The organism is Alteraurantiacibacter aquimixticola (assembly GCF_004965515.1).
GTDB classification, from domain to species: Bacteria; Pseudomonadota; Alphaproteobacteria; order Sphingomonadales; family Sphingomonadaceae; genus Alteraurantiacibacter; species Alteraurantiacibacter aquimixticola.
In genome coordinates this window covers 341,549-364,011 of sequence record NZ_SSHH01000004.1, presented here as the reverse complement: position 1 = coordinate 364,011, position 22,463 = coordinate 341,549, and the positions used below count along the sequence as shown (strand labels likewise).

27 protein-coding genes are annotated in these 22,463 nt (G+C 64.9%); 16 read left to right on the top strand and 11 right to left on the bottom strand.

Annotated elements, in window-relative coordinates; translation table 11 throughout:
• Positions 1 to 57 precede the first annotated feature (57 nt).
• On the bottom strand, positions 58 to 1,761 hold the full coding sequence (ggt, locus tag E5222_RS15430) for a gamma-glutamyltransferase (RefSeq protein ID WP_136694687.1): 1,704 nt from the start codon (positions 1,759 to 1,761) through the stop codon (positions 58 to 60).
• A 10-nt stretch (positions 1,762 to 1,771) separates the two neighbouring features.
• Positions 1,772 to 2,824: a quinone-dependent dihydroorotate dehydrogenase gene (locus tag E5222_RS15425; RefSeq protein ID WP_136694686.1), complete on the bottom strand. Its 1,053-nt coding sequence runs from the start codon at positions 2,822 to 2,824 to the stop codon at positions 1,772 to 1,774.
• Between the two features lie 376 nt (positions 2,825 to 3,200).
• Here E5222_RS15425 and E5222_RS15420 point away from each other — a divergent pair, with 376 nt between their 5' ends.
• The 10 genes from E5222_RS15420 (at position 3,201) to E5222_RS15375 (ending at position 10,454) form a co-directional block, all read left to right on the top strand.
• Complete coding sequence (locus tag E5222_RS15420; RefSeq protein ID WP_136694685.1) at positions 3,201 to 3,635, top strand: SUF system Fe-S cluster assembly regulator; 435 nt, start codon at positions 3,201 to 3,203, stop codon at positions 3,633 to 3,635.
• A complete protein-coding gene (gene sufB, locus E5222_RS15415; RefSeq protein WP_136694684.1) occupies positions 3,632 to 5,122 on the top strand; it encodes a Fe-S cluster assembly protein SufB in 1,491 nt (496 codons plus the stop codon). Before E5222_RS15420 ends, sufB begins: the two co-directional genes overlap by 4 nt.
• A 379-nt stretch (positions 5,123 to 5,501) precedes the next feature.
• Complete coding sequence (locus E5222_RS15410; protein ID WP_136694683.1) at positions 5,502 to 6,011, top strand: endonuclease domain-containing protein; 510 nt, start codon at positions 5,502 to 5,504, stop codon at positions 6,009 to 6,011.
• 3 nt (positions 6,012 to 6,014) lie between these two features.
• Positions 6,015 to 6,770 (top strand): Fe-S cluster assembly ATPase SufC, encoded by a 756-nt coding sequence (gene sufC, locus E5222_RS15405; protein ID WP_136694682.1) that lies wholly within the window; start codon positions 6,015 to 6,017, stop codon positions 6,768 to 6,770.
• The gene (locus tag E5222_RS15400; RefSeq protein WP_136694681.1) at positions 6,767 to 7,519 is read left to right on the top strand and encodes a SufD family Fe-S cluster assembly protein; all 753 of its coding nucleotides are present in this window, start codon (positions 6,767 to 6,769) and stop codon (positions 7,517 to 7,519) included. Before sufC ends, E5222_RS15400 begins: the two co-directional genes overlap by 4 nt.
• Positions 7,516 to 7,914, top strand: coding sequence for a hypothetical protein (locus tag E5222_RS15395; protein WP_136694680.1), 399 nt, complete (start codon positions 7,516 to 7,518; stop codon positions 7,912 to 7,914). The genes E5222_RS15400 and E5222_RS15395 overlap by 4 nt, the downstream gene beginning before the upstream one ends.
• Positions 7,905 to 9,119, top strand: coding sequence for a cysteine desulfurase (locus tag E5222_RS15390; RefSeq protein ID WP_136694679.1), 1,215 nt, complete (start codon positions 7,905 to 7,907; stop codon positions 9,117 to 9,119). Before E5222_RS15395 ends, E5222_RS15390 begins: the two co-directional genes overlap by 10 nt.
• Entirely contained in the window at positions 9,119 to 9,622 is a 504-nt protein-coding gene (locus E5222_RS15385; RefSeq protein ID WP_136694678.1) for an SUF system Fe-S cluster assembly protein, read from the top strand. Before E5222_RS15390 ends, E5222_RS15385 begins: the two co-directional genes overlap by 1 nt.
• Before the next feature lie 2 nt (positions 9,623 to 9,624).
• Entirely contained in the window at positions 9,625 to 9,987 is a 363-nt protein-coding gene (locus E5222_RS15380) for a HesB/IscA family protein (RefSeq protein ID WP_136694677.1), read from the top strand.
• A 5-nt stretch (positions 9,988 to 9,992) separates the two neighbouring features.
• On the top strand, positions 9,993 to 10,454 hold the full coding sequence (locus E5222_RS15375) for an SRPBCC family protein (protein WP_136694676.1): 462 nt from the start codon (positions 9,993 to 9,995) through the stop codon (positions 10,452 to 10,454).
• A gap of 13 nt (positions 10,455 to 10,467) precedes the next feature.
• Here E5222_RS15375 and E5222_RS15370 read toward each other — a convergent pair whose 3' ends face one another.
• From E5222_RS15370 to E5222_RS15360, 3 genes are all read right to left on the bottom strand, one after another.
• The gene (locus E5222_RS15370; RefSeq protein WP_136694675.1) at positions 10,468 to 11,409 is read right to left on the bottom strand and encodes a hypothetical protein; all 942 of its coding nucleotides are present in this window, start codon (positions 11,407 to 11,409) and stop codon (positions 10,468 to 10,470) included.
• Positions 11,410 to 11,485: 76 nt separating this feature from the next.
• Positions 11,486 to 11,917, bottom strand: a complete 432-nt coding sequence (locus E5222_RS15365) for a hypothetical protein (RefSeq protein WP_136694674.1) — start codon at positions 11,915 to 11,917, stop codon at positions 11,486 to 11,488.
• Position 11,918: 1 nt separating this feature from the next.
• The gene (locus tag E5222_RS15360; RefSeq protein ID WP_136694673.1) at positions 11,919 to 12,617 is read right to left on the bottom strand and encodes an EI24 domain-containing protein; all 699 of its coding nucleotides are present in this window, start codon (positions 12,615 to 12,617) and stop codon (positions 11,919 to 11,921) included.
• A gap of 73 nt (positions 12,618 to 12,690) precedes the next feature.
• On the opposite strand from E5222_RS15360, the gene E5222_RS15355 reads away from it, so the two are divergent.
• Entirely contained in the window at positions 12,691 to 13,686 is a 996-nt protein-coding gene (locus E5222_RS15355) for an adenosine kinase (protein ID WP_136694672.1), read from the top strand.
• 201 nt (positions 13,687 to 13,887) lie between these two features.
• Here the strand turns inward: E5222_RS15355 and E5222_RS15350 are convergent, their stop codons facing one another.
• Together E5222_RS15350 and purD are read right to left on the bottom strand one after the other, a co-directional pair.
• Complete coding sequence (locus tag E5222_RS15350) at positions 13,888 to 14,199, bottom strand: GIY-YIG nuclease family protein (RefSeq protein WP_136694671.1); 312 nt, start codon at positions 14,197 to 14,199, stop codon at positions 13,888 to 13,890.
• Between the two features lie 54 nt (positions 14,200 to 14,253).
• Positions 14,254 to 15,537 (bottom strand): phosphoribosylamine--glycine ligase, encoded by a 1,284-nt coding sequence (gene purD, locus E5222_RS15345; protein WP_136694670.1) that lies wholly within the window; start codon positions 15,535 to 15,537, stop codon positions 14,254 to 14,256.
• Here purD and xseA point away from each other — a divergent pair.
• Genes xseA through E5222_RS15325 form a run of 4 tightly spaced genes read left to right on the top strand, consistent with a single transcriptional unit; the run spans position 15,536 to position 19,158 of the window.
• Entirely contained in the window at positions 15,536 to 16,975 is a 1,440-nt protein-coding gene (xseA, locus tag E5222_RS15340; RefSeq protein ID WP_136694669.1) for an exodeoxyribonuclease VII large subunit, read from the top strand. The genes purD and xseA overlap by 2 nt on opposite strands.
• 27 nt (positions 16,976 to 17,002) lie before the next feature.
• Positions 17,003 to 17,206, top strand: coding sequence for a DUF2093 domain-containing protein (locus tag E5222_RS15335; protein ID WP_136694668.1), 204 nt, complete (start codon positions 17,003 to 17,005; stop codon positions 17,204 to 17,206).
• The gene (locus tag E5222_RS15330) at positions 17,203 to 18,144 is read left to right on the top strand and encodes a M23 family metallopeptidase (RefSeq protein ID WP_246021816.1); all 942 of its coding nucleotides are present in this window, start codon (positions 17,203 to 17,205) and stop codon (positions 18,142 to 18,144) included. The genes E5222_RS15335 and E5222_RS15330 overlap by 4 nt, the downstream gene beginning before the upstream one ends.
• A gap of 12 nt (positions 18,145 to 18,156) precedes the next feature.
• Positions 18,157 to 19,158, top strand: coding sequence for an esterase-like activity of phytase family protein (locus E5222_RS15325; protein ID WP_136694667.1), 1,002 nt, complete (start codon positions 18,157 to 18,159; stop codon positions 19,156 to 19,158).
• Between the two features lie 56 nt (positions 19,159 to 19,214).
• Here E5222_RS15325 and rpmB read toward each other — a convergent pair whose 3' ends face one another.
• The gene (gene rpmB / locus E5222_RS15320) at positions 19,215 to 19,502 is read right to left on the bottom strand and encodes a 50S ribosomal protein L28 (protein WP_136694666.1); all 288 of its coding nucleotides are present in this window, start codon (positions 19,500 to 19,502) and stop codon (positions 19,215 to 19,217) included.
• Between the two features lie 161 nt (positions 19,503 to 19,663).
• Here rpmB and E5222_RS15315 point away from each other — a divergent pair, with 161 nt between their 5' ends.
• Positions 19,664 to 20,119: a nucleoside deaminase gene (locus tag E5222_RS15315; protein WP_136694665.1), complete on the top strand. Its 456-nt coding sequence runs from the start codon at positions 19,664 to 19,666 to the stop codon at positions 20,117 to 20,119.
• A 21-nt stretch (positions 20,120 to 20,140) separates the two neighbouring features.
• Here the strand turns inward: E5222_RS15315 and E5222_RS15310 are convergent, their stop codons facing one another.
• The 3 genes from E5222_RS15310 to E5222_RS15300 all read right to left on the bottom strand — a co-directional run bounded on the left by E5222_RS15310 (position 20,141) and on the right by E5222_RS15300 (position 22,430).
• Entirely contained in the window at positions 20,141 to 21,169 is a 1,029-nt protein-coding gene (locus E5222_RS15310; RefSeq protein ID WP_136694664.1) for a PilZ domain-containing protein, read from the bottom strand.
• A 146-nt stretch (positions 21,170 to 21,315) separates the two neighbouring features.
• On the bottom strand, positions 21,316 to 22,044 hold the full coding sequence (locus tag E5222_RS15305; RefSeq protein ID WP_136694663.1) for a ribonuclease T2 family protein: 729 nt from the start codon (positions 22,042 to 22,044) through the stop codon (positions 21,316 to 21,318).
• A complete protein-coding gene (locus tag E5222_RS15300) occupies positions 22,020 to 22,430 on the bottom strand; it encodes a hypothetical protein (protein ID WP_136694662.1) in 411 nt (136 codons plus the stop codon). Before E5222_RS15300 ends, E5222_RS15305 begins: the two co-directional genes overlap by 25 nt.
• Positions 22,431 to 22,463: the final 33 nt, after the last annotated feature.

Genomic DNA, 22,463 nt, shown 5'->3' with positions numbered 1-22,463 from the left:
CGTGCCGGGCATGTATCTTGGGGCAATACCTAGGCGCGGGGGGCTTTGCGGGCAAGATCAGGGTGTAGCCGCCGCGCCTTCGCTGCGCGGATCGGCGGCCCCGACCCATATGCCGCCTACCAGCTGCGCGGCATTGGCCTTGAACGGCATGCGTCGCGCGGTCACCGTGTGACCCAACGCTTCCCAATCGGCGCGCATGGCCAGGAGCGGCGAATCCTCCTCCACCGCGATCGTGTCGCCGGGCGAATAGAGACCGGGCAGCGCAATCGCCTGTTCGACCGGCAGTCCGAAATCGATCACGCCCATCAGCGCTTTTGCCACCTGCACGGGAATCGTCCCGCCTCCGGCCGCGCCGATGGCCAGCACCAGTTCTCCGTCCGGCCCATAGACCAGCGTCGGCGCCATCGAGCTGCGCGGGCGCTTGCTGCCCTGCACCCGGTTCGCCACCCGCAGTCCGTCTCGTTCGGGCACGAAGCTGAAATCGGTCAGCTCATTGTTGAGATAGAAGCCGCCATACATATGGCCGGATCCAAAGGGCCCTTCGATCGTGGAAGTATAGGACACGGCAGTGCCCCATGCGTCCACCGCGACGAAATGGCTGGTGCCGCTTTCGACCGGCTCCGCCCCGTCGCCCATGATTGCGCGTGCGCCGGGCGGTGTTCCGGCCTCGACATTGGCCATGCGTGCATTGGCGGAGATCAGTGCACCGCGCTGGCGGAGGTAGTCATCGTCCATCAGTCCGGCGACGGGGACATGCAGGAAATCATTGTCGGCGAGGTAGATCTCGCGATCGGCATAGGCGAGGCGCTGGCTCTCGGCGAAGAGGTGCCATGCGACAGGCGAATCGGGGCCCAACACGCCGAGGTCGAAGCCCTCGAGCTGCTTCAGCACGGCAAAGACGGTGGTCGCGCCGGACGAAGGCGGGCCCATCCCGCAGATCCGGTATTCGCGATAGGTGCCGCAGGGGGACTGCCGCCACACGGCGCTGTAGTCTGCGATATCGACGGCGGTCATCCGTCCGTCGCGGGGTGTCGCTTCGGCGATGGTTGCGGCCATGCCTTCGGCCCACTCGCCATTGTAGAAGGCTTCAGGCCCCGCCGCTGCGATATGCTCCAATGTCGCGGCGAGCGTCGGGTTGCGCACCACCGTCCCGGCGGGCAGCGGGTTGCCTTGCGCATCGTAGAACAGCGCGCGTCCCGAATCGGTCAGCCCGGCGCGGTTCTGCGCGAATTGCAGGAATTCGACGAAGCGCGGCGTGATCTCCCACCCGTCACGCGCCAGGGCGATGGCGGGTTGGAACAGCTGCTCCCATCCCAGCTTGCCGTATCGGTCATGCGCTTCGGCGGCGAGGGCGATATTGCCCGGAACGCCGATGGAGAGGCCGGTCAGCACGGCGCGCGGGAAGGGCAGGGGTGCGCCGTCTTCGTCGAGGAACCACTCTGGAGTTGCCGCAGCGGGTGCTTTCTCGCGTCCATCCAGCGTCACCACCTCGCCTTCGGGCGTTCCGCGCAGGTAGAAACCGCCGCCGCCAATTCCCGAGCTTTGCGGTTCGACCACGGTCAGCGCCAGCATGGTGGCGATGGCCGCATCGGTAGCAGTGCCGCCCTGGCGCAACATCGCGGCCCCGGCCTCGGCCGCGCGCGGATCGGCGGCGCTGACGACACCTTGTGACAGCGCTGCCTGCGGCGCGGCAGCTTCGATCGTGGTACATGCGGAAAGGGCGAGCGGCGCGGATAGCGCGAGCAGGATATGGCGGAGCATGGGTGCGAGCCTATTCGCTTCCCACCGCCTCTGCAATCGAGCTGAAGCCATCGCGCTTCATCAGCGCTTCCAGCCCGCGCGTAATCTCCTTCGCGATGCCTGGCCCGCGATAGACCATGGCGGAATAGAGCTGCACCAGGGATGCGCCGGCGCGGATCCGCTCCCACGCATCTTCCGCCGTGGCGATCCCGCCCACGCCGACCAGCGGGAGGGCGCCGCCGGTTGCCTTGCGGAAATCGCGCAGACGTTCGAGCGCGGGGCCTTTGAGCGGCGCCCCGGAGAGGCCTCCTGCTTCGCCCGCATGTTCGGACTTCAAGGGAGGGCGGGCGATAGTGGTGTTGGAGACAATCAGCCCGCCCAACTGCTTGTCCATCGCGATGCGCGATATCGCGTCGACATCGGCGGGCTCGAGATCGGGGGCGACTTTCAGGAAGACCGGCGGGCGATGACCGCCATGCATCGCCGCACTCACCTCGCGCACCGACATGACTGCATCGAGCAAGCCGGTAAGCGCGCCTTCATCCTGTAGCGCGCGCAGGCCGGGCGTGTTGGGGCTGGAAATGTTGACGGTGAGATAGCTTGCCAGCGGAGCCATGAGGTTGGTCATCGCGGCATAATCCTGCACGCGATCGGCCGAATCCTTGTTGGCGCCGATATTGATGCCCACGATCCCGCCGCGCCACAGCCGCTCCGCCAAGCGCTCCGCGGCCGCCTCGCCGCCGCCATTGTTGAACCCCATGCGATTGATCACCGCGCGGTCCTCCACCAGGCGGAACAGGCGTGGCTTGGGATTGCCCTCCTGCGGGCGCGGAGTGATCGATCCGACCTCGGCAAAGCCGAAGCCCATGGCTAGCAGCGCATCGGGCACCTCGCCATCCTTGTCGAAGCCGGCGGCCATGCCGAGCGGGTTGGGAAAGTGGAGGCCCGCCACCTCTGTCGCCAGCGGACCGCCCGCCGAATGCTTGTGCGGCTTGGGTCGCAGTTTCAGCGCGGCGATGGTCAGGCGATGCGCCCGCTCCGGATCGATGGCGAAAATGGCGGGACGAAGCAGGCGGTAGAGCATGGCGCGCCTATGGCAAAGCGCGGCCTGCCTGTCGATTCGATGTTGTCCAGCCCACGACCATCGGCGAACACTAGGTCAAAAGCGGCACTATCGACCTTGAAAGCTGAATTTTCACGATTTCTGCAACGCGGTGTCGTTTCCTTACAAACCAATTCCCCACGACTCTGATAGCTACACTTCTGCGACCCGAAGGGCTCGACGCGTTGACGCGACGGGTTCTCGACTTAAAGGGCGGCCTCACTTGCTGGGGCCGCCCCTTTTTTGTCCGCATTCCTGCTAACGACTCGCAACAGGCGATGAGGCGTTGAAACCGCGGAATTCCGTCACTAGGTGAAATCGGAACGAATCACTCCGATTAGCAATCAGGTGGACCCTCATGCGCCTGTCCAGCATGGCAGATTACGCCGTCGTCACCATGTGCGCCGCCGCGCGCCACTGCGGATTCGCGCGAGTCTCCGCCGGTGAACTGGCGGAAGAGACCGGCCTGCCGCTGCCGACGGTGCAAAAGCTGGTCAGCACGCTGTCACGCGCGGGCCTGCTCAAGAGCATGCGCGGCGCAGGTGGCGGCATCCAGCTGGCGCGCCCGGCGGCCGCCATCAGCCTTGCCGATATCGTCGAGGCGGTGGAAGGCCCTATCGCGCTGACGGCTTGCGTCGAGGACGGCAAGCATGATTGCGGGCTGGAAGCCAAATGCACCGTCCGCCCGCATTGGAGCATCGTCAACACAACCCTGCGCAGTGCGCTCGACAACGTGAAGCTGCCGCAACTCGCCCGCCTTCCCGATTCCGTGAAAGACCAGATCCCCGCATGACCGACCAGAGCAATCTTGAGGAAATCCAGGACAAGGAGGCCCGCGAAGCTGCCGCGAAGGCCGCCGATTACGAATTCGGCTGGTCGAGCGATATCGAGCAGGAATTCGCGCCCAAGGGCCTCGACGAAAATACCGTCCGCTTCATTTCGGCCAAGAAGAATGAGCCGGAATGGATGCTCGATTGGCGCCTGAAGGCTTTCCGCCTGTGGCAGACCATGGAGGAGCCGGACTGGGCCAAGGTCGGCTACCCCAAGATCGATTACCAGGACGCCTATTATTACGCCGAGCCGAAGCAGAAGCCGAAGCTCGAATCGCTCGACGAACTCGATCCGGAGATCAAGGCCGTCTACGACAAGCTGGGCATCCCGATTGCCGAGCAGGAAGTGCTCGCTGGTGTCGAAGGCGCGCGCAAGGTGGCCGTGGATGCGGTGTTCGATAGCGTCAGCGTTGCCACCACTTTCCGCGAAGAACTGAAGAAGGCGGGCGTTATCTTCCTGTCCATCAGCGAGGCGATCAAGGAACACCCGGAGCTGGTGAAGAAGTGGCTCGGCAAGGTCGTGCCGCAGCGCGACAATTACTTCGCCACGCTCAACTGCGCGGTCTTCTCGGACGGCACCTTCGTCTACATCCCCGAAGGCGTGCGCTGCCCGATGGAGCTCAGCACCTATTTCCGCATCAATGCGGAGAATACCGGCCAGTTCGAACGCACGCTGATCATTGCCGAGAAGGGCAGCTACGTCTCCTATCTCGAAGGCTGCACCGCGCCGATGCGCGACGAGAACCAGCTGCATGCCGCCGTGGTCGAACTGGTCGCGATGGAAGATGCCGAGATCAAGTATTCGACCGTGCAGAACTGGTATCCGGGTGACGCGCAGGGCAAGGGCGGGATCTACAATTTCGTCACCAAGCGCGGCCTGTGCCAGGGCGCGCGCAGCAAGATCAGCTGGACGCAGGTGGAAACCGGCAGCGCAGTGACGTGGAAGTATCCCAGCTGCGTGCTCAATGGCGAGGACAGCGTGGGCGAGTTCTACTCGGTCGCCGTCACCAATAATTACCAGCAGGCCGACACCGGCACCAAGATGATCCATAACGGCAAGGGCAGCCGCAGCACGATCATCTCCAAGGGCATCTCGGCGGGCAAAAGCAACAACACCTATCGCGGCCTGGTGCGCGTGGGCGCCAATGCCGACAATGTCCGCAACTTCACCCAGTGCGACAGCCTGCTGCTCGGCAGCGAGTGCGGTGCGCATACCGTGCCCTATATCGAGGTGAAGAACCCCACCGCCCAGATCGAGCACGAGGCGACCACCAGCAAGATCAGCGACGACCAGCTGTTTTACGCGATGCAGCGCGGTCTGGACGAGGAAGAGGCCGTGGCGCTGATCGTCAACGGCTTCGCCAAGGACGTGCTGAAAGAGCTGCCGATGGAGTTTGCGGTCGAAGCGCAGAAACTGCTGGCGATCTCGCTTGAGGGGAGCGTGGGGTGATGGATTTCCTTGTGGCGGCAAATTTGGCCGCCGAGAGATTTGAAGGGCTCCAACCCGCTGGACCTCATCCCTACGTGTTGGCGGGATGGGTCGTGACTTATGTAGCTCTGCCACTCGCTGCAGGCGTGATCCATGGAAGATCATGGCGCTCTCTACTGGTTTGGATCGCCGCTCTCGGCGGAGCCTCAATAGTCATGATTGCGGGAATGGAAATTCGCGCTCTGGCTGTCGAAGGCGTGACTACGAGTGAGCTCGATGTCCTTTCAGGCCTCGTAAGATCGCACCTTATCCCAGCAATCGGTGCTGCCGGACTTGGTGTGGCGATGCGGAAATTGTTGGATCGCCGCATTGCGAATCATGCCGCTATCGAGGCCCAGCCATGACCGACCGTAAAACCCTCAAGCTCCCCGAAGCTTCCGGCGACGCCGAAGCCCCCGCGCTCAAGAAGAAGGGCCGCGGGTGGGAAATTTCGGAGAAGCGGCTCGACGTGCTGCATGAGCAGGCGCGCGAGATGCGGCGGCATCCGTCCGAGGCGCACAAGGCGCTGGCGGATCGTTTCGCCAAGGCGGCGCTCGGCCCCTATACGTTCAAGCGGCACGCGGTGGTCGGATCGGCAATCGTCGATTTCAACTGCCACGTCCTCGGCATGGCCATCGCCATCGACGAGGAGGGGGACGATCCCGCGATCACCCGCCGCCGCGACAAGAGCCTGGAATCGGTCGGCATCCGCGTGATGCGGATCAAGGCTGCCGATATCCTCGAGAATATGGACGAAGTGCTCGCGCGCATCACCGCCGGCATGCGCATGCGCATCGCCGACAAGGGTGAAGCACGCCGCAAGCACGGTGAAGATATGAGGCGAGGCCGTGTGGCCCGCGACAGGAAGTAAGACATGCTGAAAATCGAAAACCTCCACGCCGAAGTCTCCAGTGACTCTGGGGCAAAGAAGATCCTCAAAGGCGTCACGCTGGAAGTGGGCGCGGGCGAGATCCATGCGATCATGGGCCCCAATGGCGCGGGCAAGTCCACGCTCGCCTATGTGCTGGGCGGCCGTCCGGGTTACGAAGTGACCGAGGGTTCGGTGACCTTCATGGGTGAAGACCTGCTCGCCATGGACCCGCATGAGCGCGCCGCGGCGGGCTTCTTCCTCGGCTTCCAGTACCCGGTCGAAATTCCCGGCGTCTCCAACGTCCAGTTCCTGCGCGAGGCATTGAACTCGCAGCGCAAGGCGCGCGGGGAAGAACCGCTTTCGGGCGGCGATTTCCTCAAGCTGGCGAAGGAAAAGGCCGCGCTGCTCAAGCTCGACATGGAAATGCTCAAGCGCAATGTGAATGTCGGCTTCTCCGGCGGCGAGAAGAAGCGCAACGAGATGGTGCAGATGGGCATCCTCGATCCGAAGCTCGCCGTGCTGGATGAGACCGATAGCGGCCTCGACATCGATGCCTTGCGCACCGTGGGCGACGGGATCAACGCGATCATGCGCAAGCCTGAAAAGGGCGTGCTGCTGATCACCCACTACCAGCGCCTGCTCGACTACGTGCAACCCGACTTCGTCCACGTTCTCGTGGCCGGCCGCGTGGTCAAAACCGGCGGCGCGGACCTCGCGCTGCAGCTGGAAGAGGAAGGCTATGAGGCGGTAGCGGCATGAGCGCACTTCCCACCATTCGCGACGAGGAATGGCGCTATGCCGATTTCGACGCCTTGGCGCAGTTCGCGCCTGACGCGCTCGACAATTGGAAAGAGGTCCGCATCGGCGCGGGCGAGACGCAGCGCCATTGCATGGTCGTGGGCGGTGATGCGCCGGAATTGCACCGCATCCGCCTCGATGTTGCCAAGGGCGCACGGGCGGAGCTGTTCGTGGTGATCGCAGGCAGCGACTACACCCGCGTCGAAGTCGAGATCGCGCTGGCCGAGGGCGCGCATTTCGAATTTGGCGGCGTGACGATTGGCGGCGGCGATGCGGTGCGCGAATTCGTCACCCGCACGGCGCATGGCGCTGCGGAAGCGACGTCCAACCAGGTCGTGCGCTCCGTCCATTGGGGTCAGGCGACGGGCAACTTCCTCGGCCGCATAGATGTCGGCCGCGAGGGCCAGCGCACCGATGCCGCGCAGGACTTCAAGGGCCTGCTGCTGGAAAAGGGCGCATCGGCCAATGCCCGGCCCGAGCTGGAAATCTATGCCGATGACGTGAAATGCGCCCATGGTGCGGCGATCGGCCAGATGGACGAAAATGCGCGCTTCTACATGGCCAGCCGCGGCCTTTCGCCCGATGTGGCCAAGAAGCTGCTGATCCGCGCTTTTATTGCCGATGCGCTAGCGGCGCTGGAGGGCGATGCGGAACAGGAGCGGCTGTTCGATGCCGCGCTGCAAGTGCTGGAAGACGGGGCAGCGGCATGACCCGCGCCTCCGCCCTTGCCCTTGCGGCGTTGGTGCTCGCCTCCTGCACTGCGCGGGAGACGGTGCAGACGGGTTTCGTGCCCGCTGCGGCCTTCGCCCCGCTCGCCGCGCCGGGCGAGGCTTTCGCCGATGGTGACGCGGTGATCGCGCATTACCTCGCCGGTACCGGGCGCAATTCGCCTTCCGAGCGTGAGGTCAGCGACTATCCCGGCGCGCGCGGATCGCAAATGCTGCTGTTCTCCGCCGAGGGGCTGGAGGACGATTCGGTGCGTGCGATGCAGTGGCGCGTGGTGATCGAGGAAGCGGCGGGCGGCTATCGGGTCACCGAGGCGGGCCTGCGCCAGCGTTGCTATCGCAGCGGCAATGACCAGTGGACGACTGCCCTATGTCCGTAACCGCGACCATGTCCCGCAAGGCCGATTATCCCGGCCTGCTCACCTCGACGGGCGATGCCTGGCACTATCTCGATTCCGCCGCCACGGCGCAAAAGCCGCAGGCGGTGATCGATGCGATGACGCGCGCGCTGGGCGCCGATTACGCGACCGTGCATCGCGGCGTCTATGCCCGCAGCGCGGAAATGACGCTCGCCTATGAGGCGGCGCGTCGCCGCGTGGCTGCGTTCGTGGGCGGGAAAGAGGAAGAGCTCGTCTTCACGCGCGGCGCGACCGAGGCGATCAACCTCGTCGCCGCGACCTGGGGCGAAGTGAATGTAGGCGCGGGCGACCGCATCATGCTCTCGCAGCTGGAGCATCACTCCAACATCGTGCCGTGGCAGATGCTGGCGGAGCGCAAGGGCGCGCATATCGATGTCTGCCCGCTCACCGATGATGGTCGGATCGACCTCGACGCGCTGGCCTCCATGTTGACGAGCGAGCACAGGCTGGTCGCACTGGCGCATGTCTCCAACGTGCTCGGCTCGGTGCTCGATGTGGAGCGCGCCTCCGAACTGGCGCATGGCGTGGGCGCGAAGATCCTGATCGATGGCTGCCAGGCCGTGCCGCGCCTGCCGGTCGATGTCGCGGTGCTGGGTTGCGACTTCTACGTCTTCTCCGCCCACAAGCTCTATGGCCCGACCGGGATCGGCGCACTATGGGCGAGGGCCGAGATCCTCGACGCCATGCCCCCTTACCAGGGTGGCGGCGCGATGATCGACAAGGTGACGTTCGCCAAGACCACCTATGCCCCGCCGCCGCAGCGTTTCGAGGCCGGGACGCCTGCGATCACCGAGGCCGTCGCCTTTGGTGCCGCCTGCGATTACGTCTCCGCCATCGGGCTCGAGGCGATCCACGCGCATGAAAGCGCGCTGGTGGCGCAAACCCGCGCGGCGCTGGGCGCGATGAACGATGTGATGCTGTTCGGACCCGAAGACAGCGCCGGCATCGTCAGTTTTGCGATCGACGGTATTCATCCGCACGACCTCGGCACCATATTGGACGAGGAAAATGTCGCCATCCGCGCCGGGCACCATTGCGCCCAGCCCCTGATGGACCATCTCGGCGTGCCCGCCACGGCACGCGCCAGTTTCGGCCTCTATAGCGACGAGGCCGATGTCGCCGCGCTCATTCGCGGCATCGAACGTACCAAGAGGATCTTCGGCTGATGGACAAGCCAGACGACACAACCGATTTCGTCGCCGCTCCGCCGCCCAATGCGGAACTGGTGGAGAGCGTCGAGAAGCCCCCGCGCGCCAAGGTCTCCGATGTGGAGGAAAGCGCGGCGGAGAAGCTGGAGCGCAAGCGCGATTACCTCGAGGGCTTCCTGCAGAAGAAGCCCGAAGGCGTGGCAGCGGGCGCGCCCGGCGGCGAGCTTTACGAGGCGGTGATCGAGGCGCTGAAGGATATCTACGATCCTGAAATCCCGGTGAACATCTACGATCTCGGCCTGATCTACGGTGTAGAGGTGTCGGACGATGCGGACGTCGCCGTTACCATGACGCTGACCACGCCGCATTGCCCGGTGGCCGAGACCATGCCCGGCGAAATCGAAATGCGCGTCGGCGCGATCCCCGGTGTGCGCGATGCCGAAGTGAACGTGACCTGGGACCCGCCCTGGGACCCTTCGAAGATGAGCGACGAGGCGCGCCTCGAGCTCGGGATGCTCTGACCATGACCGATACCACCAGCAAACGCCCCGTGCCCAAGGCCGCCGTGATCCTCACGCCCGCCGCCGAACAGCGTATTGCCGACCTGATGGCGAAGGCGCCCGCAGATGCGATCGGCGTAAAGCTCTCCACCCCGCGCCGCGGCTGTTCGGGCCTCGCCTATTCGGTCGACTATGTGAGCGAGGAAGACGCGTTCGACGAGAAGATCGAAACGCCCGGCGGCACCTTCTATATTGACGGCGCCTCGGTACTCTACCTAATCGGCAGCACGATGGACTGGGTGGAGGACGATTTCACCGCCGGTTTCGTGTTCGAAAACCCCAATGCCAAGGGTGCCTGCGGCTGCGGCGAAAGCTTCATGGTCTGAGGCCAATGGCGCGGATCGAAGTTTCCAGCCATTTCGCGCTTCCGCCCGAAAAGGTGTGGGAGCAGGTCCAGCGCCCGCAATTGCTGCAATTCGTGGCCTCCCCGATCCTGGGCTTCGTGCCGAAGGGCGGTGATTTTCCCGCGAAGTGGGAACAGCGCGAATATGTTGCGGGTTTGCGTGCCTTCGGTTTCCTGCCTGTGGGCGAGCAGGTGATCGGTATCGAGTACCAAGGCGAACAGCCGGGCGGCTACAAGCTGCGCGACAATGGGCGCGGCGGTGCGATCAGCAAGTGGGACCACATGATGGTGGTCGAGCCCGAGGGCGAGGGCACGCGCTATACCGACCGTGTCGATATCGAGGCGGGCATTCTCACGCCCATCGCCACCGCATTCGCGCGCTTCTTCTACACCCACCGGCAAAAGCGCTGGCAGGAGCTGATCGCGAAGGATTTCGCCCAGCTAGGCTGAGCGTCGCGCATCGTTACGCTTCACCGGTTTCCTCGGCGATGAATTCCAGCAGCGCTTGGTCGTATTCGTCGATCTGGCCATTGGCGGCGATCTGCGCGTCGAGCCAGTCCTGCTCGTAAGGCGTGATTTCGGCCTCTTCGGCCACTTGCTCCTCGCGGCTCGGACCCTCGTCCTTCTTGCCGAAGACGATGGCGAAGGCATTCGGCGCGGCCTTGAACATCTGGCCCATGAAGCGGCCGATATCGGGCTTGGTGTCGGCGATGAAGGTTTCCAGCTCCAGCATGCGCTCACGGCTGACATGCGCGGAATGGCTGGCGAAACCCATCAGGTAATTGCCCACGCCCTGCACGAAGATGCGCTTGAATTCCGGGTGGTTGGCGGCCTCCAGCGTGGCGTCCTTCAGGCGGAAGAGCAGTTCGGCCTCGCGCATGCTGACGGCGGCCGGGCGATCGCTGGCCGCACCGAAGACCACGCGGCGCAAGATGGAAGCTTCGGCTTCGGTGACATGCGCATCGGACAACTCGCCGCCGCAACGCGTCGGGCCCGTCCCGGTTAGAACTTCGCGCTCGACCGTCTCCAGCACGTAGGTCTTGAGCTTTTCGGGCACGTTCTTGCCCTGTTCGATCACCTGCACCAGCAGCTCGAATTCGGTCAGCGAGCAAACCTTGCCGTCCGCCTGCACCATGGCGATCAGCCACTCGGCTTCTTCCTCGCTCGCATAGCCGCGCGGTTCGCTGCCGTTGAGCACATAGGTGCGCAGGGCATCGACGAAGAAGTCGCTCCAGGTCTCGGTCGGCTCGTCGAGCGCGTGCTGCAGGGCGAAGATCGCCTCGGCTTCCTCGCGCAGGATCTGGCCGTCCGCCCAGCCGGACTGGCGCAGCTTGGATACTTCCTCGTCCGAAATGGCACGGTCGGCCGCGGCCTGGCGGGTGAAATCGGCAAACTGGGCAGTCATTTTCGGCAAAATCCCCTGACTTTCTCGAGGGGTTGCTATGCCGTAATAGGCTTAAATTCGCGTTACCCTATGCCCTTCAACCTCGCCTCAGCGCCTGCATGCAGGCCAGCCGGTCGACCTCTGCCCCGTCGCTGGCGCGGCGCGTCTCGATCCAGGTGGCGACCGGCTCCGCGCCCGGCTGCAGCGGGTAGAGGTAGATGTCCATCACACAGGCCTCGCCGCTGAATTGCAGTTTGCGCATGTCACCTTCGGAGACATCGAGCCGGGGGTCACCGAACTGGCGGACGAGATTGCCCGCCTCGCGCCGGATCACCCCGTCGAGGCCCGGTCCCTGCATGATCTGCGGCTGGCGGAAGCCCGCCACGGGCGGCGGTGCGGGCTGGCTGGGAGGCACGGGCTGCGTCTGCGCGGGCGGGCGCGGCGGCGGTGCTTGCGGCACGCTGGTGGGCGGCGGGCTGACGCAGGCGGCGAGGGCGAGGGGGAGCAGGAGGGCGGATATCAGCCGCATGTCAGGAGGAACCTTTCCGATGGACCAGATGCGTCGCGCCTGCTGCCCCCAGCACTGGCGCGAGGAAGTTGATAAAGGGTAGCGCCAGCAGCGCGGCGACCACGCCGCCGAGTGCGAAACGCTCGAATTTGGAAACAGGGCACAGCCCATCCGGGCAATTATGCGCATGGCGCAGCCACACCATGTCCTGCATCTCGCGCCCGATCAGCAGCGCATTGACCAGCCAGAACAGCAGCGCCGTTCCGATGCCAGTGAAGAGCAGTGCCAGCGCGAAGGGCAGGGCGGCGAGATTGGCGATGAGCGCGCGGGCCCCGGCGCCCAGCGCCGCCTTCACCTGCTCGCCGCGCGTCAGCTCGCGCGCCGCGCTTGCCTGCATCGGGTAGTGGCGCGCCTCCACCGCATGGACCACGTCCTCGGCATAGAATTGGATCACCGCCATCGCGACCACGCGCCAGACCAGCCACAGGCCGGTCAGCGCCAGCAGGATGGAGGCGATCTGCCGGAGGTCGCCCGCCCCCGCGAACAGCGCATCGCCCAGCCCCAGCCAGGCAAGCGCCGCGTCGAACGCGTACCAGCCTGCCGCCGCCATCGCCACGAAGGCGATGATCGTCACGGCCACGCTCTTCAACAGGATGCGCAGCACTCTGCCATCGGCCAGTTGGCCCATCGCAAGCGCGAAACTGGTGATGATGGCGCTCATTCGTCCTTGCGATTGCTCCGGCATGCGGCCAAGTCAACGGATTGCTTATTTCTATGACCGCACAGGGATTAACATGTCCGAACCACGCTATGATGTTATCGCCATCGGCAATGCCATTGTCGATGTAGTGTCCTCCTGCTCCGACGAACTGATCGAGGAGCTGGGCATGCTCAAGGGCGGGATGACGCTGGTCGATACTGACCAGGCCCAGGAGCTTTACGACGCCATGGGCCCGGCGCGAGAGATCAGCGGCGGTTCGGCGGCCAATACGCTGGCAGGCCTGTCCGCACTCGGCATGCAATGCGCTTTCGTTGGCCAGGTGGCGGACGACCAGCTGGGCAATGTCTTCGCGCATGACATCCGCGCCGTCGGCATCGATTTCGATACCGCCCCGCGCGCAGGCAATCCGCCCACGGCGCGCTGCCTGATCTTCGTCACGCCCGATGGCCAGCGCACGATGAACACCTTTCTCGGCGCATCGCAGTTCCTGCCCGCCAATGCGCTGGACGAGGAGGCGATCGGCGGCGCGCAGATCCTCTATCTCGAAGGCTATCTGTGGGATCCGGAAGAGCCGCGCGCTGCCATGCGCCGCGCGATCGAGACGGCCAAGAATGCAGGCCGCAAGGTTGCCTTCACCCTGTCCGATGCCTTCGTGATCGATCGCCATGGCGACGATTTCCGCGCGCTGATCGATGACGGGCTGATCGATATCCTGTTCGCCAACAAGGTGGAACTCGCCGCGATCACGGGTGAGGAGGACTTTGATGCCGGTATCGCCCAGCTCACCCCCAAGGTGCCGACGCTCGTCGTCACCCGTAGCGAGGAAGGCGCCGTTGCCGTCAATCGCGGGGAGCGCGCCGAAGTGGCCGCCGAACCCATCGAGGAGGTGGTCGACACCACCGGCGCAGGCGACCTCTTCGCCGCCGGCTTCCTGGCCGGATACGTCCGCCAGAAGCCGCTCGACACCTGCCTGCGCATGGGCTCCATCGCCGCGGCCGAGATCATCAGCCATTACGGCGCGCGAGCCGAGGAAGACCTCGCCGCGCTGATGGCCGAGAAACTGGGCTGACCGGTCTTCGCAAAACCCCTTTGTTTTCAAGGGGTGGAGCACATGGAGCACTGTCCTGCGGCTAAAAACCCGCCCGTCCCATGCGCGCTTGCTGAAAGTGGCGCGGGGAGGGCAGGGTGCCGGGTCATGCGCGCCGGACTGGGGGGAGTTAGGGCTGTAGGAAAGTAGTACAAAGTCATTCCCGCGAAGGCGGGAATCCAGTCAGTGCAAGGCTTCGAACCCAAAGTCCGCGGCCAAATCGCGCCACGGCCTGTTCGCTTCCTCAATGAGCCGCATCTTCCAGGCACGGTTCCATTTCTTTAACTGCTTTTCGCGCCTGATCGCGCTCTCCATCGTGGCGTGGCTCTCGTACCAGACCAAGATCCTGCACCCATGCTGCTTGGCGAAACCGTCGAAAGTTCCTTCGCGGTGCTGGGCGATGCGCTGGAGCAGGTTGGAAGTCACGCCGATATAGAGCGTGCCATTGCGTCGCGAAGTGAGCAGGTAGACCGCTGGCTGGAAATCGCGCGGCATAACTAAATCGCTACTGGATTCCCGCCTTCGCGGGAATGACGTTGGGAGTGAACCTCACCCCCGCCCAATCTCGCGCCAGCCGATATCGCTGCGGTAAAAGCCGCTGGCGAAGTCCACCTTCTCCACCGCCGCATATGCCGCATCGCGCGCGGCCTTCACGTCCGCGCCCTTCGCGGTGACGTTCAGCACTCGTCCGCCATTCGCGCGCAGCACGTTATCGTCATCCAGCAACGTCCCCGCGTGGAAGACCTTCGCGCCATCAGTCTCGGCATCCTTCAGGTCGATCATGCCGCCTTTCTCAGGCGTGCCCGGATAGCCCTTGGCCGCCATCACCACGGTCATCGCTGTATCGGAGGAGAAGCGCGGGCGCTCCATCGTGCCGAGCGCATTGGTGGCGCAGGCGAGCATGTAGTCGGCGAGGTCTTCCTCCAGCCGCATCAACAGCACCTGGCATTCGGGATCGCCGAAGCGGCAGTTGTACTCGACCAGCTTCGGCCCCTCATCGGTCAGCATCAGCCCGGCATAGAGCACGCCTGAATAGGGCATGCCGTCATCGGCCATCTGCCGCACGGTGGGGGTGATGATCTTCTGCATCACCTCGGCGCGCAGTTCCGGCGTGATGATCGTGGCGGGGCTGTAGGCGCCCATGCCGCCGGTATTGGGGCCGGTATCGCCTTCGCCCACGCGCTTGTGATCCTGCGCGGTGCCGAAAGCGAGGATGGAGGCGCCATCGGTCAGCGCAAAGAAGCTCGCTTCCTCGCCGCGCATGAACTCCTCGATCACGACTTCGGCCCCGGCATCGCCGAACTGGCCGCCGAACATGTCTTCCAGCGCCGCCTCGGCATCTTCGCGGTTCTCGGCGATCACCACGCCCTTGCCCGCGGCTAGGCCATCGGCCTTGAGCACATAGGGCGCGTCAAACTTGTCGAGCGCGGCCTTTGCCTCGTCCAGCGTGGTGGTGCGCACGTAACCTGCGGTGGGAATGCCCGCCCGCTCGCACATATCCTTGGTGAAGCCCTTGCTGCCTTCGAGCTGCGCGGCGGCCTTGGAGGGGCCGAAGACGGATACGCCTTCGCCGCGCAAAGTGTCGGCAAGGCCATCGACCAGCGGCGCTTCCGGCCCGATCACGACGAGGCCGATCTGCTCTTGCTCGCAAAAGGCGGTGACGAGGTCGTGATCGGTCACATCCATGTCGAAGCATTCGGCATGGTCGGCGATGCCCGGATTTCCGGGGGATGCGAACAGCTTTCCGCCCTCTTTCGCGATGACGCGGGATTGCGCGAGCTTCCAGCTCAGCGCATGTTCGCGTCCACCCGATCCCAGCAAGAGGATGTTCATGCCCGGCTCCAATTCCGATTTCGATTCTGCAAGAGAGGGGCTGGTAGCCAAGGAGAGCGCCGGGGACAATTCCGCTGCGCTCACGATCACCGAGATTTCTCAGGCTTTGAAGCGAACGGTGGAGGATCGCTTCGGCTATGTGAAGCTGCGCGGAGAGCTTTCGGGCGTGAAGCGCGCGGCTTCCGGCCACCTCTATGCCAGCCTGAAGGACGAGAAGGCGGTGATCGATGCCGTCATGTGGCGCGGCACCACGCAGCGCCTGTCCTTCGTGCCGGAAGACGGGATCGAGGTGGTCGCGACCGGCAAGATCACCACCTATCCCGGCCGCTCCAAATACCAGATCGTGATGGAAAGCATGGAGATCGCCGGCGAAGGCGCGCTCCTCGCCCTCCTTGAAAAGACGCGCAAGCGGCTGGAGGCGGAGGGGCTCTTCGCGCCGGAGCGCAAGCGCGCCCTTCCTTTCATCCCGAAGGCCATCGGCGTCGTGACCTCTCCCACCGGCGCGGTGATCCGCGATATCCTCCACCGGCTGGCCGATCGCTTTCCCAGCCATGTGCTCGTCTGGCCCGTGCTGGTGCAGGGGCAGGGCGCGGCCGAGCAGGTCGCGGCGGCCGTGCGCGGATTCGGCGCGATGGGCGAGGGCGAGCGGCCCGACCTGCTGATCGTGGCGCGTGGCGGCGGCTCGATCGAGGATCTGTGGGCCTTCAACGAGGAAGTGGTGGTCCGCGCCGTGGCCGATTCGCCCATCCCCGTCATCAGTGCCGTGGGGCATGAGACCGACACGACCTTGTGCGACTTCGCCGCCGACCGCCGCGCGCCCACGCCCACCGCTGCGGCGGAGATGGCGGTGCCAGTTCGCACGGAACTGGCCAACTATCTCGACGATTTGGGCCTGCGTCAGCGCAAGACGGCGATGCGCCCTGTCACTCTCGGCCGCGAGCGGCTGGAAGCGCGGGCGCAGCGACTGCCGAAGCCGGAGCAATTGCTGCAACCGCAGGCGCAGAAGCTGGACGAGCTGTCCGAAAGACTGCGGCGCGGCCTGCTCGACAAGGCGGCGCGGGGGCGCGAAAGCCTTGCTCGCTTGCGCCTTGCGCCCGCCATGCTGCAGCGGAACCTGCGCGATGGGCGGTCCCGCCTTGCCAATGTGCGCCTCGTCCCCACATTGGTGCAAAGGCCGATTGCGGAACGGCAGCAGCGCGTCGATGCGCTCGCCCGGCTCGCCGAACAGCTCCATCCCGACAAGCCGCTCGCACGCGGCTATGCGATGGTGCTGGACCAGGCGGGCAAGGCGGTGACCAGCCGCGCTTCAGCGCAGGGAAAGGCGCAGCTTGCTATCCGTTTTGCCGATGGCGAGCTGGACGTGGTTCCGGCGGGGGCGAAAAGGCCCGCCGCCCGCAAGCCGAAACCGCCCGAACCCGGCCAGCCCAAATTGCTTTGAGAAAGCTTCATTGATAGGGACGCGCACATGTTGATGTCATCTTCGGACAACCCGGCCACCCTGATTTACGGGCCCAACGGCTTTCGCGTGGTCAAGCCCGGCCATTACGTGGCCTGCGCCGTCACGGGCGAGGCGATCATGCTGGAGGAGCTGCGCTATTGGAGCGTGGACCGGCAGGAAGCCTATGCCAGCGCGGAAATCTCCACCCGGCGCGCGCTCGAGGACCTGTGAAACCGGTGCTCTTCGCGGCCTCTGCCGCCGTTCTCTCGCTTGCCGCCTGCACAGTGGTTCCCGATGACGGGGCCGAGGCGGAGCGCGTGGAAACGGTGCAGCCGATCGCAGAGCCGGAGATCGCCGAGGCGCCAAGGCCGGAACCGACGCCCACTCCTACGCCGACGCCGGTCGGCCCGACCACTTTCGTCTATGATGGCGAGCTGATCCAGGGCGGCTGGCTGCGCGGCCAGGTCCCCGGCGGTACCGAAGCCGCAAGACTGGGCGATCAGGAACTGGCATTCGACGAGGACGGCTATTTCTTCGCCGCCTTCGACCGTGATGCGGGACCGGAGGCGCAGCTTGTCGCCTTGCTCGAAGATGGCCGCGAAATCGTCAGCCCGCTCGCCGTCGCTCCACGCGACTGGCAAATCGAACGCGTCAATGTCGCGCGCAGTCCCGGCGGGGCGAGCGCCGCTTTCATGGAACGCCGCCGCCCCGAACTCGCGCAGATCAATGCCGCGCGTACGCAAGAGGCGCCGGCTAGCGGCTGGAGCGAGGACTTCATCTGGCCGCTCAGCGGGCGCATCTCGGGCCGCTTCGGCTCGCAGCGCATCTATCGCGGGGAGCCGGGCAGTTATCATTCGGGGATCGACATCGCCACGGGCGGCAGCGGCAACCCCTTCGTCGCGCCCGCCGCAGGTGTGGTGACGCTGGCGACGGCGCAGCCCTTCAGCCTTGAAGGCTATCTCCTCATCATCGATCATGGGCAGGGCCTCAATTCGGCCTTCCTGCATCTGTCGGAAATCGCCGTTTCGGAAGGCGAGGCGGTGGAGCAGGGCCAGTATCTCGGCCGCATCGGCTCTTCCGGCAGGGCCACGGGGCCGCATCTTCACTGGAGCCTCAAATGGCGCGATGCGCGGCTTGACCCGCTGCTCTTCACCGGGCCCATGCCCTGAGCATCATCGCGCATGACTGCGTCAGCTGACCGACCGAAGCGCGCACGCAGCCGCTTGCTCGCCATCGGCCTGCTGGCGCTGGCACTTGCGCCGGGCACATTGCTGCGCAGCGATGTGCCTGAAACCGCCGAACTGGGCATGACCGTTCGTCCCTTGGCTGCCACTGATCTTCCCCTCACCAATGGCGGTTTCACGCGCACCGGCCTTTGGGAGCTCGACAGCGAGAACCTGAATTTCGGCGGTTATTCCGCTTTGCTGGCGCTGGGGCCGGACCTGTTGAGGGCCTTCTCCGATCGCGGTTCGATGCTGACCTTCCCGGCGCCCGGGACCAGCAGCGATTTCGGCACGCGCTTTGCCAATATCCGGGATCGCGGCGAGTTTGCCGGCAAATTCCCCGATATCGAATCGGTGACCCGCGATCCTGCCACCGGCACCTATTGGCTTGGCTTCGAAGTCTCGCACAGCTTGCTGCGCTATGATGCGGAAAGCCGGCTTGAAGGCGGCGTCCAGCCTCCCGAATGGCGGGGCTGGAGCGTGAACAGTGGGGCGGAAGCGATGGTGCGCCTTGCCGATGGCCGCTTCATCGTCCTGCCGGAGCAGGGGCGCGTCGCCCTGCTTTATCCTGGCGATCCGGTGGAAGGCGCCGAAGCCCTGGCGTTCGGCTTTACCGCGCCGGAAGGCTATTCGCCCACCGATATGGGCGCCTTGCCCGATGGCCGCGTGCTGGTGCTGCTGCGCAAGGTCGAGATGACCTATCCGCCTTTCTCGGTGCGGCTGGCGCTGGCGGATCCCGCAAAGATCGATCCGGAACAGGCGTGGCACCTCGAGGTGGTCGCCGATCTCGACGCGCTGCTCCCGCGCGAGAATTATGAGGGCATGGCAATCGTGCCGGGCGAAGGGGAAAGCGTGACGATCTGGCTGATCGCGGACGACAATCGCTCCGCTTTTCAGCGCAGCCTGCTGGCGCGGCTGGAATGGACACCGGAAAGCGACGAATCGCCTGACGCGCAATGAAAAGGGCGCCTCGCCATCCGGCGGGCGCCCCTTCAAGGCCAGCGATGGTGCGCGGGTCAGGCCGCGGCAATCGCCTTCTTCAGCTCACGCTTCACCTTCAGCGCATTGTCCGAAAGCTTGGCATCGCTGGTCTTCAGCAGCCAGTTGTCGAGGCCGCCATTGTGCTCGACCGAACGCAGGCCCTGCGTGGAAACGCGGAACTTGAAGCTGCGGTCCAGCTTCTCGCTGATCAGCGTGACCTTCTGCAGGTTGGGCAGGAAGACACGCTTGGTCTTGTTGTTGGCGTGGCTGACATTGTTGCCGACCTGGCGGCTCTTGCCGGTAAGTTCGCAAACGCGGGACATGGCGAAAACTCTCGTCTCGAGTGTGAATCGGTTACAGCTAATGCTGGAAGAAGGCGGGCGCATACAGGTGGCGCGCACCCCCGTCAAGCATCTGGCGCCCACGAAAGGCGCTGTGAAACCGCCCATTGCCGCCTTTGCCGTCAGAGTCTAGCGAGAATCGCATGACCCGCTGGCCCACTCCCGATCCCATGCTGCAGGCGCTGGCCCATGCCCGCACGGCAGGCGAATCGGGCGAAGTGCCGGTGGGCGCGGTGGTGGTGAAGGATGGCGTGGTCATCGGCGAGGGCCACAACCTCACCCGTACCGACCACGATCCCACCGCCCATGCCGAAATCGTGGCGCTGCGCATGGCGGCGCGTGCCTTGGGGTCGGAGCGGCTGACCGGCTGCGATCTCTATGTGACGCTGGAACCCTGTGCCATGTGCGCGGGGGCTATCAGTCATGCGCGCATTGCCCGGCTGACTTATGGCGCGTCCGATCCCAAGGGCGGCGCGGTCGAACATGGCGCGCGCGTGTTCGAGCAGGCGCAATGCCTGCACCGGCCCGAAGTGATTGCGGGCGTGGGTGAGGCCGAAGCGGGCGCGCTGCTGAAGGAATTCTTCACGGCCAGGCGGTGATGCCGCCCGCCGAAAGGTGTCTCAGGCTTCCAGGCTGCCGGGCTGTTCGCCCAGCGGCGATGCATCAGGGCGGCCATTCGGATACATGGTGTCGTAGAGTTCCCGCAGCGAAGGCGGGCCGATCCGTGCTTCGCCATCGTCCCCGGCTCCGTCCGGGGTGACGTCGCGGCGGCACGGCTGGCCACTTGATTGCCACGGCTTCTTCTGCAGGACCTGATCGATAGTGGGCGCGTAAGCGGATCGCGGATCGACTACCGCCTCCTCCTCTTCTCCGGTCAGCAGGCCGACATCGGCGGCAGCGTGGTTGACCAGCTGCGCGATGTCGAACTCCTCGTCGAACTTCACGCCGATCTCTTCCCCAGCCGACCATTTGACCGTGGCCGACAGCATGCCAGCCTCGCCCAGGTCGAGCGTGCAGGCATCGCCCTTGGCGAGTTCGATCGGATCGTCGAGATGCAGCATGGCGCCGGTCTGCGAGATATTGCGCAGCAGCACGGCGGCGGTCTCGCCCTTGGCGGTGAAGGCGCCCAGCCAGGCCAGGCCATGGCGCATGGCACGGCCGCGCCGTTCCACACCCACGCGGCGGTCGACCGGCTCGCCCGAACTGCTGAGGATCTCGGAGATATTCTCCAGCACATATTCGACCACGCCCGCCTCAGTCAGCAGGCGGGTTTCGGCGGTGAATTCCAGCCCGATGCGATCGTCCTTTATCCAGCGTACGGAGCTTTCGACCGGATCGCACTCGCCCAGTGCAACCTCGATTGCTTCGCCGATCTCCGCTTGGCGGCCGGTTTCGACCTGCAGCCCATTGGAGGAGAGATTGATGACGCGCAGCTCGCTGGTTTCCCTGCGCCAGCTGGCCGTGGCGGTCAGGTCCTCGGTAGGATAGCGTTCCTCGTTACGCTGGTGATATTGCCGGCGCACGGCCCGGTGGATCGTGGTCCCGCAAAGCGTCCCATTTCCCTGTCGGCGAGCGACGTCCTTCGTCGCGGTCGGATCCTCGAGGACCGGTACCGTACCCTCGGACAGGGCCTTGCGCAGCCTGTGCATATTCCAGACATCCCTTCGCTGACGAGCGCCCCATTAACGATAAGGGAATTTACTGAGGAGTTCTTGTAATAGAATTAACTCTCAAGCCACTGCAAAAAATGATCTTTTCCCTAGTTACTGAGCCCGATGCCATTGCCGCGACCGGATCAAAGCCCGCGCCAGATCTTGACTTCTTCGTCGCCAGCGGGTCCGAACCGGCCGGGGGTACACCGCATGGGCTTGAAATCGCGCGCATAACAAAGGCGCATTTCCTGCAGCCAGCCGCGCGAGTTCACCCGCAGGCCGATATGTTCGACCTCCCAATGCGGATTGGCCTCTGTAAAGGCCGTGCGAATATCGCCAGCGGTCAGGTCGTCGCGGCGCGAGAGGCGGTCGAAATCTGGCCAGCGCAGCGAATTCCACAGCACCCGCGTGACGCGCAGCCAGGTTTGCGGCTGCACTCCCATGCAGCTGCCATGCTTGGCCCATTGCCGGGCCAGCAGCCGCGTATCGGGGGTCATGCACATGTTCCGGCGGACCATGGCGGGGTTGAGGTCGATGCGCGTGGGGCACCATTGCGGCCAGCTCTCGCCGCGTCCGTTCGGCCACAAGCCGTGGACGATGAAGCCGAAGCGCCCCTCACGGCCCGAGCACTGGCGCGCATGGCGCGGGCTATCGCCGCGTGTGCGGCAAAATTCCGGGCTCCACGATAAAGCGAGCGTGTAGCCGCTGACGGGCATCAGCCGCGTGGGTCCGTCCTGCTCGATCGCTGGCACCGCTGAGGGAGCGGCTGGAAGCGAGCACTGATAGGCTTGCGCCAGCGCGGCTGCGGGCAGTGCCGCTCCCGCGAACGCCAGCAGCAGCGCTGCGCTCAGCCGCGCTTTTCGGCGAACCATGCCTTGGCATCGGGTCGGCCGAGGAACCAGATCGCGCCCGCCTGCATGGCAAGGCCGACCAGCCCCAGTGCTGTCGACAGGCCGAAGCCCATTTCCAGCGATTGCGGCACGCCGGCGAGGCTGTAGACGAGCAGGAGTATCAGGATCCACTTGATGAATTCGATCCGCATGCGTGAGACGAGGTACCACAGGCCCAGCGAAATCAGCGTTCCGATCCCGATGCCGATGATCAGCGCGGTACCGCCGATATCCTCTGCGCCTGACCCTGCCAGTTCCGCCTCTAACATCGCGGTCACCTGGCTATAGGTGAGCACGAAGCTGACCATGCTCAGCGCCACCGCGCCAAGATAGAGCCGGTCGAAATTCCTGATTGAATCCGGACGCATGAATGTCCCCCCTTCCCGTTGATCGCGGGAGAG